Source organism: Corallococcus aberystwythensis, assembly GCF_003612165.1.
In the GTDB taxonomy this organism is placed as follows: Bacteria; Myxococcota; Myxococcia; order Myxococcales; family Myxococcaceae; genus Corallococcus; species Corallococcus aberystwythensis.
Genome location: NZ_RAWK01000042.1, coordinates 32464 through 44575 on the forward strand (window position 1 = coordinate 32464; position 12112 = coordinate 44575).

At 70.7% G+C, this 12112-nt stretch carries 14 protein-coding genes; 10 read left to right on the forward strand and 4 right to left on the reverse strand.

All coding sequences use genetic code 11. From position 1 onward, the window contains the following. Window positions 1-151 precede the first annotated feature (151 nt). Window positions 152-1375 (forward strand): endonuclease/exonuclease/phosphatase family protein, encoded by a 1224-nt coding sequence (locus D7W81_RS09240; protein ID WP_120554969.1) that lies wholly within the window; start codon window positions 152-154, stop codon window positions 1373-1375. Between the two features lie 61 nt (window positions 1376-1436). Here D7W81_RS09240 and D7W81_RS09245 read toward each other — a convergent pair whose 3' ends face one another. Then, window positions 1437-1793, reverse strand: coding sequence for a hypothetical protein (locus tag D7W81_RS09245; protein ID WP_244227085.1), 357 nt, complete (start codon window positions 1791-1793; stop codon window positions 1437-1439). A gap of 141 nt (window positions 1794-1934) precedes the next feature. On the opposite strand from D7W81_RS09245, the gene lspA (D7W81_RS09250) reads away from it, so the two are divergent. The 6 genes from lspA (D7W81_RS09250) to D7W81_RS09275 all read left to right on the forward strand — a co-directional run bounded on the left by lspA (D7W81_RS09250) (window position 1935) and on the right by D7W81_RS09275 (window position 6746). Next, the gene (gene lspA, locus D7W81_RS09250; protein ID WP_120554971.1) at window positions 1935-2564 is read left to right on the forward strand and encodes a signal peptidase II; all 630 of its coding nucleotides are present in this window, start codon (window positions 1935-1937) and stop codon (window positions 2562-2564) included. Between the two features lie 32 nt (window positions 2565-2596). Beyond that, a complete protein-coding gene (gene lspA, locus D7W81_RS09255; RefSeq protein ID WP_120554972.1) occupies window positions 2597-3211 on the forward strand; it encodes a signal peptidase II in 615 nt (204 codons plus the stop codon). Between the two features lie 16 nt (window positions 3212-3227). Beyond that, complete coding sequence (locus tag D7W81_RS09260) at window positions 3228-4529, forward strand: prolipoprotein diacylglyceryl transferase (protein WP_120554973.1); 1302 nt, start codon at window positions 3228-3230, stop codon at window positions 4527-4529. A gap of 39 nt (window positions 4530-4568) precedes the next feature. Next, window positions 4569-5672 (forward strand): MXAN_5187 C-terminal domain-containing protein, encoded by a 1104-nt coding sequence (locus tag D7W81_RS09265; protein WP_120554974.1) that lies wholly within the window; start codon window positions 4569-4571, stop codon window positions 5670-5672. A 13-nt stretch (window positions 5673-5685) separates the two neighbouring features. After that, entirely contained in the window at window positions 5686-6201 is a 516-nt protein-coding gene (locus D7W81_RS09270; RefSeq protein WP_120554975.1) for a KdsC family phosphatase, read from the forward strand. Between the two features lie 170 nt (window positions 6202-6371). Then, on the forward strand, window positions 6372-6746 hold the full coding sequence (locus D7W81_RS09275; RefSeq protein ID WP_244227086.1) for a hypothetical protein: 375 nt from the start codon (window positions 6372-6374) through the stop codon (window positions 6744-6746). 9 nt (window positions 6747-6755) lie between these two features. Here D7W81_RS09275 and D7W81_RS09280 read toward each other — a convergent pair whose 3' ends face one another. Next, window positions 6756-7589, reverse strand: a complete 834-nt coding sequence (locus D7W81_RS09280; protein ID WP_120554977.1) for an SDR family NAD(P)-dependent oxidoreductase — start codon at window positions 7587-7589, stop codon at window positions 6756-6758. A 142-nt stretch (window positions 7590-7731) separates the two neighbouring features. Here D7W81_RS09280 and D7W81_RS09285 point away from each other — a divergent pair, with 142 nt between their 5' ends. Genes D7W81_RS09285 through D7W81_RS09295 form a run of 3 tightly spaced genes read left to right on the forward strand, consistent with a single transcriptional unit; the run spans window position 7732 to window position 9652 of the window. Further along, the gene (locus D7W81_RS09285; RefSeq protein ID WP_208721228.1) at window positions 7732-7962 is read left to right on the forward strand and encodes a hypothetical protein; all 231 of its coding nucleotides are present in this window, start codon (window positions 7732-7734) and stop codon (window positions 7960-7962) included. Further along, entirely contained in the window at window positions 7959-8879 is a 921-nt protein-coding gene (locus D7W81_RS09290; protein ID WP_120554978.1) for a tetratricopeptide repeat protein, read from the forward strand. The genes D7W81_RS09285 and D7W81_RS09290 overlap by 4 nt, the downstream gene beginning before the upstream one ends. Before the next feature lie 23 nt (window positions 8880-8902). Next, window positions 8903-9652 carry an SDR family NAD(P)-dependent oxidoreductase gene (locus tag D7W81_RS09295; protein WP_120554984.1) on the forward strand — a complete coding sequence of 250 codons (750 nt, stop codon included), beginning with the start codon at window positions 8903-8905 and terminating at the stop codon, window positions 9650-9652. Here D7W81_RS09295 and D7W81_RS09300 read toward each other — a convergent pair. Both D7W81_RS09300 and mgtE read right to left on the reverse strand, forming a co-directional pair. Next, window positions 9649-10572 carry a DUF6929 family protein gene (locus D7W81_RS09300; RefSeq protein ID WP_120554979.1) on the reverse strand — a complete coding sequence of 308 codons (924 nt, stop codon included), beginning with the start codon at window positions 10570-10572 and terminating at the stop codon, window positions 9649-9651. The genes D7W81_RS09295 and D7W81_RS09300 overlap by 4 nt on opposite strands. Window positions 10573-10594: 22 nt before the next feature. Continuing rightward, a complete protein-coding gene (gene mgtE / locus D7W81_RS09305) occupies window positions 10595-11923 on the reverse strand; it encodes a magnesium transporter (protein WP_120554980.1) in 1329 nt (442 codons plus the stop codon). Window positions 11924-12112 lie beyond the last annotated feature (189 nt).

Sequence of the window (12112 nt, forward strand, 5' to 3'; positions counted from 1 at the left end):
CTCTCGGATTCTTGAAAGGCGGAGGAAGTAATCCTCACGGGCCGTCAGGGGACAGCCTTCCTGCAAACTTCTATAATCACGCGCCAGTCGGCGTGCCGAAGCCGATGGGTCACCCCCTCGACACCCTCGGAAGCAAGGATCCAGGCCCTGCATGGCAATGAAGCTCCCCCCGTTCCTCCGCCCATTTGTAGCGCTGGGCTTTCTGGCGCTCGCTTGCGGCCCGGGTGACGAGCCCATCACGCCTCCGGACTCGGGGACCTCGGCGGATGCCGGCTCCCAGAACGACGCAGGCACCACCGTGGACGCCGGATCCGAAGTGGACTCCGGCGACAATGATGCCGGTACCGTCGTCGACGCGGGCACGACCGTCGATGCGGGCACCACCATCGACGCGGGCACGACCGTCGACGCGGGCACGACTGTCGATGCGGGCACTTCGACCGACGCCGGTTCCACGACCGATGCGGGCTCCGCCACGGATGCGGGTTCCACGACCGACGCGGGTTCGGCCACGGACGCGGGCTCCTCGACCGACGGTGGCTCCTCGACCGACGGTGGCTCGGCTGGCGAATCCGACTCCGACGGTGGCTACACGCAGATCCGCCTGATGGCGGCCAACCTCACCAGCGGCAACGGCCAGGACTACGACCCGGGCCACGGCATCCGGCTGATGCAGGGCGTGAAGCCCGACGTCGTGATGATCCAGGAGTTCAACTACAAGTCGGACTCCGCCGCGGACATCCGCTCCCTGGTCGACATGGTGGGCCCGGGCTTCTACTACTACCGCGAGAGCGGCGCGCAGATCCCCAACGGCGTCATCAGCCGCTACCCCATCATCGAGTCCGGCGAGTGGGAGGACACCCAGGTGTCCAACCGCGACTTCGCCTGGGCGCGCATCGACATCCCGGGCCCGCGCGACCTCTGGGTCGTCAGCGTGCACCTGCTCACCAAGAGCTCCGGCGCCCGCAACACGGAGGCCACCAACCTGGTGAAGTTCATCAAGGCGAACATCCCGGAGGCCGACTACCTGGCCATCGGCGGTGACTTCAACACCGACAGCCGCACCGAGGCGTGCATCACCACCTTCAAGCAGGTGGTGGACACCTCGGGCCCGCACCCGGCGGACAAGAACGGCAAGGAAGGCACCAACGCCGCCCGCGGCAAGCCGTATGACCACGTCATCGTGGACGCCGACCTGCGCAAGTACCAGGTGTCCACCGTCATCGGGGCCAGCACCTTCGCCAACGGCCTGGTGCTCGACAGCCGCGTCTACACGCCCATCTCGGAAATCTACCCGGCGATGAACTCCGACAGCGGCGCCGCCAGCATGCAGCACATGGGCGTCGTGAAGACGTACCTCACGCCCAACTTCTAGACGGCGTGCAGGTGAAGCGGGCCGGTCATCGGGAAGCTCCGGTGTCCGGCCCGTGCCTTTTTCAGAAGAGGTTGCTCCACTTGTGCCGGTTGCGCTCCAGGAAGCGCGCCACCGGCGGGATGCGAGCAACCAGCGGCGTCAGCAAGAACACCGCGCCCAACCGCAGGGGCTTGATGACCTGCGTGGCCACGTAGGCCGCGCCCCACGCGCCCGCCTGCGCCCCGGTGCCCTCCGGCTGGAAGCCGGCGCGGATGGCCGCCCAGAAGCCCACCAGCGACAGGCCGAAGCTCAGCCAGTACAGGCCAAAGGCCACCGGGCCGTACTCCAGCAGCAACGCCTTGAAGCGCGCCATCAACGTTGGCTTCGCGGAGGGCGTGGTGGTTCCGGGTGGGGCAATGTCGGGAGCGGAAGGTTTCACGTCGGGCTCAACAGGCGCCATGGGCGCACCATGCCCGAAACACGTGGCCTCCGGGAGGGCAAGGGCAGGCGGGCCAGCGGCCCCCCACCCGTGTCCGGGTTGTCAGGGCTCCCGGGGGCACGATAGAGGTTCGGGCACCGCATGAAAGCCTCCCTCCGCCTCCTCCTCGTGGTGGTCCTCGCCGTGCTGGCGGCGGATCAGGTGACCAAGTACCTGGCCGTGTCCCGGCTGACGGAAGCGCTGGACGGCCGCAGCGGCCTGTCGCGCGTGTCCGGCTTCCTGAGCGAGCAGAACCTGGACAATGACCCTCCGGTGGAGGGCGTGTTCCGCAAGAACACCCGGCCGTACCGCTTCATCGAGGACTACTGGCACTTCCGCTACGTGGAGAACCCGGGCGCGGCGTGGGGCATGTTCTCCAACCTGCCGGACACCGCGCGCAAGGCGTTCTTCCACGTGGTGAGCCTGGCGGCGCTGGCGTTCATCCTGGTGCTGTACCGCAAGACGGAGCCGTCGCAGAAGATGGTGCGCGTGGCGCTGGCGCTCATCACCGGCGGCGCGCTGGGCAACTTCGTGGACCGGCTCATCCGGGGCTACGTCATCGACTTCATCGACTGGCACTGGCGCAACCAGCCGGGCATGCGCTGGCCCACGTTCAACGTGGCGGACGCGGCCATCTGCGTGGGCGTGGCGCTCATGCTGCTGGACTCCTTCCGCCGGCCGGAGGCCGTGGCCGCGTCGCCGCTGCCCCAGGGCAGCAGCCCGCAGCCGTGACGCGTGGGGGTGGGCTGGTATATGCCCACCCCGTGCCGCGCAAATACGCCATCCTCCTCGCCCTCACGCTGGGCGTCATCGTGCTGGACCAGTGGACGAAGTACCTGGTCGTGCGGGACCTCACCACCCGCTTCGACGGGGCCACCACGCTGTCCCAGCGGCTGGGCGCGTTCTATTCGCCCGCGGAAGCGCCGGGCTACCGGGGCCTGCACTTCCAGCCCCGCACGCACGTGGAGGTCGCGGAGAACTTCTTCCGCCTGCGCTACGCGGAGAACCCGGGCGCGGCGTGGGGCATGTTCCGCGACCTGCCCCCGAACGTGCGCGGCCCGCTCTTCCACCTGGTGAGCCTGGGCGCGGTGCTGCTCATCGTCTTCTACTTCCGGAAGCTGTCCGGCACGGACCCCGCGGAGGTGTGGGCGCTGTGGGGCCTGCCGCTGGTGCTGGGCGGCGCGCTGGGCAACTACATCGACCGCGTGGCGCGGGCCTTCGTCATCGATTTCCTGGAAGCCCATTGGTACGACAAGGCCGCGTGGCCGTCGTTCAACGTCGCGGACATGGCCATCTGCATCGGCGTGGGCATGCTCGTGGTGGATGCCTTCGTGCGCAAGGAGAAGCCGGAGCCCTCCGCTCCCGTCAAGGCTTCGTGAAAGCGTAAGGTCCCCCATGCTCCCCGTCCTGCTGCGCCTGTCCTTCACCACGCTGTGGATGCAGCTGTTGCTGTACGCCGCCGCGGTGGGAGTGGTGGCCTCCGTCGCCGTCAATGGCTGGCGGGGCACGCTGGGGCCGGTGGATGAGAAGACGGGCAAGGAGGGGCCCGCGCCGCTCCAGGACAAGCTGCTGCGCGCGGTGGGGTTCGCGGTGGTGGGTGGCTTCCTCGCGTACTTCGGCCTGATGTACGCGCTGCCCGCGGACGCCTTCCCCGGCGGCAGGGGCGAGGGCATCCCGCTGCACACCTACGGCGTGCTCCTGGCCGCGGGCTTCATCACCGCGGTGTCGGTGGCGGGCCGGCTGGCGCAGGACGAGTGGCGCCGGGTGTCCTTCGTGGAGGGCCGGGGCTGGGTGGACACGGAGGGGCCGCGGAAGCGCGAGCAGGTGATGGACCTGGCGTTCTGGGTGCTGGTGGGCGGGCTCGTGGGCAGCCGCGTGCTGTTCGTGCTGGTGAACTGGCAGGACTACGCGCGCGACTGGACGCAGGCCTTCTCCCTGGGCGGCGGGCTGGTGTTCTACGGCGGCCTGATTGGCGCGGGAGGGGCGGCGTACCTCTTCGCCCGCAAGCACGGCCTGGACTTCCTGCGGCTGGCGGACGTGTGCATCCCCACGGTGTCGCTGGGGCAGTGCCTGGGGCGCCTGGGGTGCTTCTCCGCCGGGTGCTGCTGGGGCGACATGGCGGGGAGCCACTCGCACACGGGCGTCACCTTCCCGGGCTCCGCGCTGGCGCAGGACCTGTTCGGCCGGCTGGGGCACACGTCCAGCCTGGCGTATGGCTCGCAGGCCGGGGATGACCGCTTCGTGGTGGAGGCCACCGGGCAGGTGCTCCACCAGGCGGCGCCGGGCGCGGTGCGCATCTCCGACTGGGTGGCCCAGCACGGCACCACGCTGCCGGTGTACCCCACGCAGCTCTTCGAGTCGGTGGGCCAACTGGTGCTCTTCGTGGCGCTCCTGTACGCGCGCCGCTTCCGCCGCTTCCACGGGCACATCTTCGCCCTGTGGCTGATGGCCTACGCCGTGCTGCGCACCACGGTGGAGCTGTTCCGGGGCGACGTGGAGCGCGGCACCCTGCACGGCCTGCTGGAGTCGCTCGGCGCCCAGGGGCTGGCAGGGGCGGTGCCCCTGGAGGCCTGGTACAACGTGTCCACCAGCCAGTTCATCTCCCTGTGCATGTTCACCTTCGGTGCGCTGCTGATGGCCCGCCACCGGCCGGCGGGTGAGGCCGCTGGCCTGGGGCCCACACCGACAGCGGCCTGAGGTTGCGAGCCGCGCCCGGGTTGGGGACACTCCCGGGACATGCCGCCGCCCGACAACGCACGGCCCGCCGCCAAAGGTGGGGGCCGGCCCGCGCAGGACGCCAGTTCCTCCAGCGAAGCCGCCCTTCACGAATGTGAGGAGCTGGAAGCGTCCATCGCGGAGCTGCGCCACAGCTACGAGCAGTACTTCATGGGCATGGAGCGCCAGGCGCCCATCCGCGCGCATGAAGATTTGAAGAAGCGGATGCTGAGGCTCAAGGGGGCCTTCGTCCGCAGCACGTCGGTGAAGTTCCGCGTGCAGAGCCTCCACAACAAGTTCCTCACCTACGAGCGGCTGTGGGTGCGCACGATCCAGGAGATTGAGGCCGGCACCTACCGCCGCGACCTGGCCAAGGCCCGCCGCCGCGCCGGGACGAAGCAGCCCGGTGCCGCCGGGGAGCGCCAGAAGGGCGTGGTGGACCTCACGGAAGAAGTCACGGACATGGACTTCGAGGAGGTGGAGGAACTCACCGGCCGCCGCCCCATCAACGAGCCGAAGCTCGCCTCGGAGTACCTGGCGGAGCCGCAGCCCGCGGGGGGAACGCCCTTCCGGGGCTCGCCCGCCGTGGCCCCTGTCGCGGCGCAGCCGGCCGGTGCGCCCCGGGGCACGCCCGCGGGGCTGGTGCCTCCGGCGAAGGGCATTCCGGCGGTCGCGCCCGCGAGCAGCGGGCTGCCGTCCATCGCGCCCGTGGGGACCCCGGCGCTGGGGACGTCGAAGCTGCCCTCCGTGACGCCCGTGGTGCCTCCGGGTGGGACTCCGGCGGCGGGACGTCCGGCGGTGCCTCCGGGCATGGCCGCGAAGGCGCCCGGGGCTCCGGCTCCGCAGCAGCCCGCGCGTCCGGCGGCGGTGGCCGCGCCGCCCCGTCCCGCGGCGGCCGGCCCCGGTGGCGGCATGTCCGATGACAAGCTGCGCGCGGTGTACGACGCGTACGTCACCGCGAAGCGCCGCTGCCAGGAGGACACGTCCAAGCTGTCCTACGAGTCGGTGGCCGCCACGCTGCGCAAGCAGGTGCCGGAGCTGCTCAAGCAGCACAACGCGAAGGCCGTGGAGTTCAAGGTCGTCATCAAGGACGGCAAGGCCTCGCTCAAGGCCGTGCCCAAGTAGCGGAGGGCACGGCATGAACCAGGACCTGGAGTCGCTCAAGGCGCGGGTGGCGCGCCTGTCGGTGATGATCTTCGACATCGACGGCACGCTCACCGACGGCCGCATCTTCTGGGTGCCCAACTCCGGCTGGACGCAGATGTACAGCGTGCGCGACGGCATGGGCATCAAGCGCCTGCAGGAGGTGGGCATCGAGGTGGCCGCCATCTCCGGCGGCGACAGCCTCTCCGCGCAGATGCGCATGCAGTCGCTGGGCTTGCGCCACGTGCACTTCGGCAGCCAGGACAAGGTGGCGCACTTCGAGAAGCTGCTCGGCATCCTCAACGTGTCCGCGGAGAACTGCGGCTACATGGGGGACGAAGTGGTGGACCTGCCGCTGCTCAACGCGGTGGGCTTCTCCGCCACCGTGCCCGAGGCCCCGGACGAGGTGCGCGCCCAGGTGCACTACGTGGCCCAGCGCGCCGCGGGCTTCGGCGCCGCGCGCGAGGTCTGTGAGTTCATCCTGAAACACCGGACGCGCTCGGCGCCATAAGGGCTGCTTCACAGGCCTTCTTCACACGTGCCCAAACGTTCGCTCCTGGAAACGCCTGCCTCCCCATGGTGAGTCCGGGTTGTCGCTCCCCAGGCCCGTTCCTACCTTGCGCTGCCTGACGGCCGGTGGACGGCCCGAGACACGCGGGAGGCGACGTGGGGATGCGGCGGATGTGGCTCGGACTGGCAACGACCGTGGGACTCGCGGTGTCGACCGGATGTGGACAGTCCCCCGAGGACTCCGAAGCGCGGCTCGCGGCCCTGGAGGCCGAGGGCAAGCAGATGGACCAGGCCCTGGACGCGGTCGAGGACCGGCTCCTGGGCAGCCAGGGACGGCTGACCATGTGGAACGAACTGGGGCGGCGTCACCAGGAGGTGAGCGCCATCCAGTGCAAGGTGTCCGAGGCCCACCTGGCCGCCATCCTCAAGCACGAGGACAAGCAGAACCAGAAGGCGCGGATGATCAAGCAGCACAACTCGATGGCGTCCGTGGACACCGCCGTGCTCACCTCCGGCAAGGTGCCCTCGCAGCAGCGCAGCAACTGACCGGCACGCCTAACCGGGGATGCGCGCGGCACGGTCGCGCACGCGCTTCTCCACCGCGATGACGCCCCGGAGGAACAGCCCGGGCGCCAGCCGCCGCAGTCGCCAGAACCAGCGCGCATCCGCCATGGGCAGCACGTGCGGCGAGCCCTGGTCCACCGCCTTGAGCAGCCGCTCGGCGACCCACTCCGGACCAATCTTCGACTGGTCCACCAGCTTCATGCTCATGCGGCGCGTCCCCGCGTCGGCGTAGGGCGCGGCCGCCGCGGCGATGTTCGTGCGGAAGAACGTGGGGCACGCCACCGTGACGCCCAGCCCCAGCGGATGCAGCTCCGCGTAGAGCGTCTCCGACAGCGCGACGACCGCGGCCTTGGACGTGTTGTAGGCCGCCAGGTTCGGCGCGTACACGAGCCCCGCCGCGGACGCGATGTTGAGCACGTGCCCGGAGCCCTGCTTGCGCAGGCGCGGCACGAACGCGTGACAGCCGTGGATGACGCCCCACAGGTTCACGTCCAGCACGCGCTTCCACTCCGACAAGGGCAGCGTGCCCACCGCGCCGCCCGTGGCGACGCCCGCGTTGTTGACCACCAGGTCCACGCCGCCGAACGCCGCGTCCGTGGCGCGCGCCAGCGCCTCCACCGCGTCCGGGTCCGTCACGTCGCACGGGTGCACGCGCGCCTCACCCCCCAGCGCGGTGACGCGGCGGGCGGTCTCCTCCGCGCTGGCCGCGTTCATGTCCGACACCATCACCCGCGCCTGACGGGCCGCCAGGGCTTCACACAGCGCACGGCCCAGGCCACTGCCGGCACCCGTCACCACCGCGCGAGGACGAGAGGGAAGGCTCATGGTTCTTGGGCTCCTGAGACATGAAAGAGGGGCGTGACGCGACAGGGCTAGCATGACAGGCGGGCAGGCGGGCGCACGGTTCGTGACCCGGAGTCAGAAGTTGGCTAGAACCCGGGCCGTGCAACGCGCCTTGGTGGCAACAATGGCGGTCGTGGCGGCGGGGCTCCTGGGCTGCAACGACCTGGAGAACTGCGGCTCGACGGCGGTGGACATCACCCGGACCGACGGGGGCCTCTACCGTTGCGTGACGTCCGAGGATTGCCCCCGGACCTCACGCGTCTCCGTGTGCGTGACGGACGTCTCCTCCGAGCGCGAGTGCGTGCGCTGCGAAGAGACGCACTGCGTGCGACTCATCCCGGAGGCGTGCCAATGACGCGGCGGCTGTCGCGGTGGGCCTGCGTGCTCGCGGTGGGAGCGCTCGCCGTCACGGGTTGCCGCGACAAGCCGGTGGACCACATGCAGCGCGCCCGCGACGCCATCTTCGAGAAGCGTCCGGACGAAGCGCTGGTGGAGTACCGCAAGGCCTACGAGATGCTCCTGCGCGACGAGTCCCCGGAGGCGCTGGTGATGCGCGCCCGGGCGCTCAAGGGCGCCGCCGACGTGTATTGGCTGGAGCAGCGCAAGGTGAAGGAGGCGGTGAGCGTCTACCGCCAGCTCATCCAGCAGGCGCCGGAGTCGCCGGAGTCGCTGGACGCGCGCATCATCCTGGCGGAGCTCCTGCGGGTGCACTACCGCGACCTGCGCGGCTCCATTGATCAGCTCACCGCCGCGCTGCACCGCAACCCGCCGCAGAGCGCGGAGTTGCAGTACCAGGTGGCCAAGACGTACTTCGAGCTCCAGGACTATCCGCAGTGCGAGCTGGAGGCGAAGAAGCTGCCGGACCGCTTCGCCACCAGCCCCTACGTGGACGACGCGCTCTTCCTCCAGGCGCAGGCCCTGGCCATGGTGGAGGGCAAGCGCCAGGAAGCGCTGCGCACCTACGCGGACCTGCGCACGCGCTTCCCGGACTCGGAGCTGGCGCCGCACGCCCTCTTCGAGATGGGCAAGCTGCGCGCGGACGCGGGCGACAACGAGAAGGCCATCGAGACCTGGGTGGAGTGCTTGAAGACGCACCCGGATCCGTCGCTCGTGCAGGACGCCATCGCCCGGGCACGCCGCCGCCTGGCCAACCTCACGGTGGAGGGCATTGGCAAGAAGGAGGTGGCGTTCGACCGCAGCAAGCAGGCGCGCACCTCCGTGGAAGCCATGGGTGGCTCCGCCGAGGAAGCCGCCCGCGACCGCGGCGACTGACTTCTCGCGTGGGAGACATTCACATGAACGTGCTGGTGACAGGGGCCACGGCGGGCATCGGGCAGGCCATCGCGCGCCGCTTCGTGAAGGAGGGCGCGCGCGTCATCGCCACCGGGCGGCGCGGCGACCGGCTGGAGGCGCTCCAGGCGGAGCTGGGCGAGCGGCTCCTGCCGGTGACGCTGGACGTGACGGACAAGGCGGCGGTGAAGGCGGTGTTCGCTTCATTGCCGGCGGACTTCGCGCAGGTGGACGTGCTGGTGAACAACGCGGGGCTCGCGCTGGGGATGGAGCCCGCGCAGGCGGCGCGGCTGGAGGACTGGGACGTGGTGGTGGACACCAACGTGAAGGGCCTCCTGTACTGCACGCGCGAAGCGCTCACGGGCATGGTGGCGCGCGACCGCGGGCACGTCATCAACATCGGCTCCATCGCGGGGGAGTTCCCGTACCCGGGCGGCAACGTGTACGGCGCGACGAAGGCGTTCGTGCATCAGTTCACGCTCAACCTGCGCGCGGACCTGCACGGCACCCAGGTGCGCGTGACGGACATCCAGCCGGGCCTGCTGGGCGGCACGGAGTTCTCCCACGTGCGCTTCCGCGGCGACGACGCGAAGGCCGCCGCGCTCTACAACAACACCCAGCCGCTCATGCCCGACGACATCGCGGACACCGTGTACTGGGTGGCCACGCGGCCCGCGCACGTGAACATCAACGTCATCTCCATGATGCCGGTGGCGCAGGCCTTCGGGCCGCTGCTGGTGAAGCGCGGCGGTTAGCCCGGCACGGGCAGCGCGGCTTCCAGGAGCGGCGCGGGCACCGACGGGTCGTCCGCGTCCGCCACCAGCAGCACGTGGACGCGGCCACCCTCCACGCGCGCGTCCACGCCCTCCAGCTTCACGGGCACGTCCACCGCGTCCAGGTACATGGGCGTGCCGTCCGGCGCGAGCACCCCCACCGCCGAGCCCGCCACGGGCCCGTCCGCCACGCGGTCGCGCGAGGCCTCCGCCGTGGCGGTGAACACCACGCGCCCGTCCGGCAGTGGTGATGCGTCCGTGAAGGACAGCCGGACGCCGTTCGCTTCGCCCAGCTCCCACCGGCGCACGGTGCGCACCGCCTCCGGCCCCATCACGCCCACGTCCAGGCTGGCGAGCACGCGGTCCAGGTCCAGGTCCACGAGCGCGTCCACGCCGCCCTCGCCGTTGCCCCGGTTGAGCAGCCGCAGCCGCTTGCCCGCCACCGCCGCGCCCTCGACATTGAGCGCCACCAGCTCGCGCTCCAGCTGCACGTAGAGCGACGAGCAGTCCACCGTGCGCGGTTCTCCCGCGAGCGTCCCGTCCGCGTTCAGGGGCAGCACGGACGCCCGGCGCCGCGTGGGCGTGGAACCCGAGGGCAGGGCCAGCAGCGCCCCGTGCGCGAAGGACGCGGACGGGCCCAGCCGGCACAGCGCCTCCAGGTCCGGCTTCGCGGCCTTGCGCTCCGCGTGCCCGCCCGGAAGTTCTCCAGAGAAGAGGCGCACGGTGTGGCCCGGCGCGTCTCCGGTGGCGGGGAACACGGCCAGGTGGAGCGCGTCGTCCGCGACGACGTAGAGCCAGTCCCCCGCGCGCACCAGGCCGCTGGCGGCGGAGACGTGCGCGGGACGCCCCGGGGCTTCGGGCGCCGCGAGGGTGAGGGTGCGGCGGCGGGTGGTGGGAATCATGGGAGCCCGGGAGCGTCGCCGACTACAGCAGGGTGCCGCGCAGGAAGAGGCTCGCGGCCGTGAAGTAGATGACGAGTCCGGTCACGTCCACCAGCGTCGCCACGAAGGGCGCGGACGCGCTCGCGGGGTCGAAGCCCACGCGCCGCAGGATGAACGGCAGCATGGAGCCGGACAGCGTGCCGAACATCACCACGCCCACCAGCGACACGCCCACCGTCAGGCCAATGACGAACGCATGGTCGCCGTAGCTGTGGAACAAACCCTGCCACACCATCACGCGGGTGAAGCCCACGATTCCCAGCACCGCGCCCAGTGCCAGGCCCGTGCTCAGCTCCCGCCGGGCCACGCGCCACCAGTCCTTCAGCCGCATCTCCGACAGCGCCAGCGACCGGATGATGAGCGTGGTGGCCTGGCTGCCGGAGTTGCCGCCCGAGCTGATGATGAGCGGGATGAAGAGGCTCAGCACGACGGCGCGGGCAATCTCATGCTCGAAGTAGCCCATGGCCGTGGCGGTGAGCATCTCCCCCAGGAAGAGCACCATCAGCCAGCCGGCGCGCTTCTTGAGCATCGCCAGGAAGCCCACGTCGAAGTAGGGCGCGTCCAGGGCCTCCATGCCGCCGACCTTCTGGATGTCCTCCGTGGCCTCCTCCTGGACGACGTCCACGATGTCGTCCACCGTGACGATGCCCTTCATGCGCCGCTGCTCGTCCACCACGGGCATGGCCATGAAGCTGTGTTCGGAGAAGGTGCGGCTGACCGCCTCCTGGTCCGTGTTCTCCGCTACGGTGATGACGTCGCGCTGCATGACGTCCGCCACGCGCTTGTCCGGCGCGGCCTGGAAGAGCTGGCGCAGGGACAGCACGCCCTGCAGCCGCTGCTCGGCGTCCAGCACGTACGCGTAGTAGACGGTCTCCACCTTCTCGCGCGCCTGCTTGCGCAGGTAGCCGATGGCCTCGTCGATGCTCATGTCCGGGCGCACGCGGGCGAAGCGCGGGTTCATGAGGCCACCCGCGTCGTCCTCCGAGTACGCCAGCAGGACGTTCACCTCGCGGCGGCTGGCGTCGTCCAGCTGCGACAGGATGGCGTCCACCTGCTCCGGCTCCACGGCCTGGACCAGGTCGGCCAGATCGTCCGGGGGGAGCAGGCGGACCCAGGGGCGGCGCTCGCCCTGGGGGAGGCTGAGGATGAGCTCGCCCTGTTCGCGCGCGGTGAGGCCCAGGAAGAAGTCGTCCACCACCGCCGCGGGCAGGAGGCGGAAGCCCTCCAGGCGCTCGTCCACGGAGAGTACCGCCCAGGCCTCGTGGAGCTCGTCGGGGGACAGCGCGTTCTGGGTCTGGGGACTCTCCACCATGACGACGGCCTCGGAAGAAGAGGGGGAGGGTGCGCGGCCTCGCTGCATCGCGCGCGGGCCTCTCTACACCCCCGCAGGGGGCGCGGCGAGCGGAAGGCGCGAAACATCGCGTGGAAGACCCATGGGCGCCTGCCTGCCCGTGCGGTCCGTGTCAGGGGCCCGGGGCGTGCCCGGGGCCCTGACACGGAC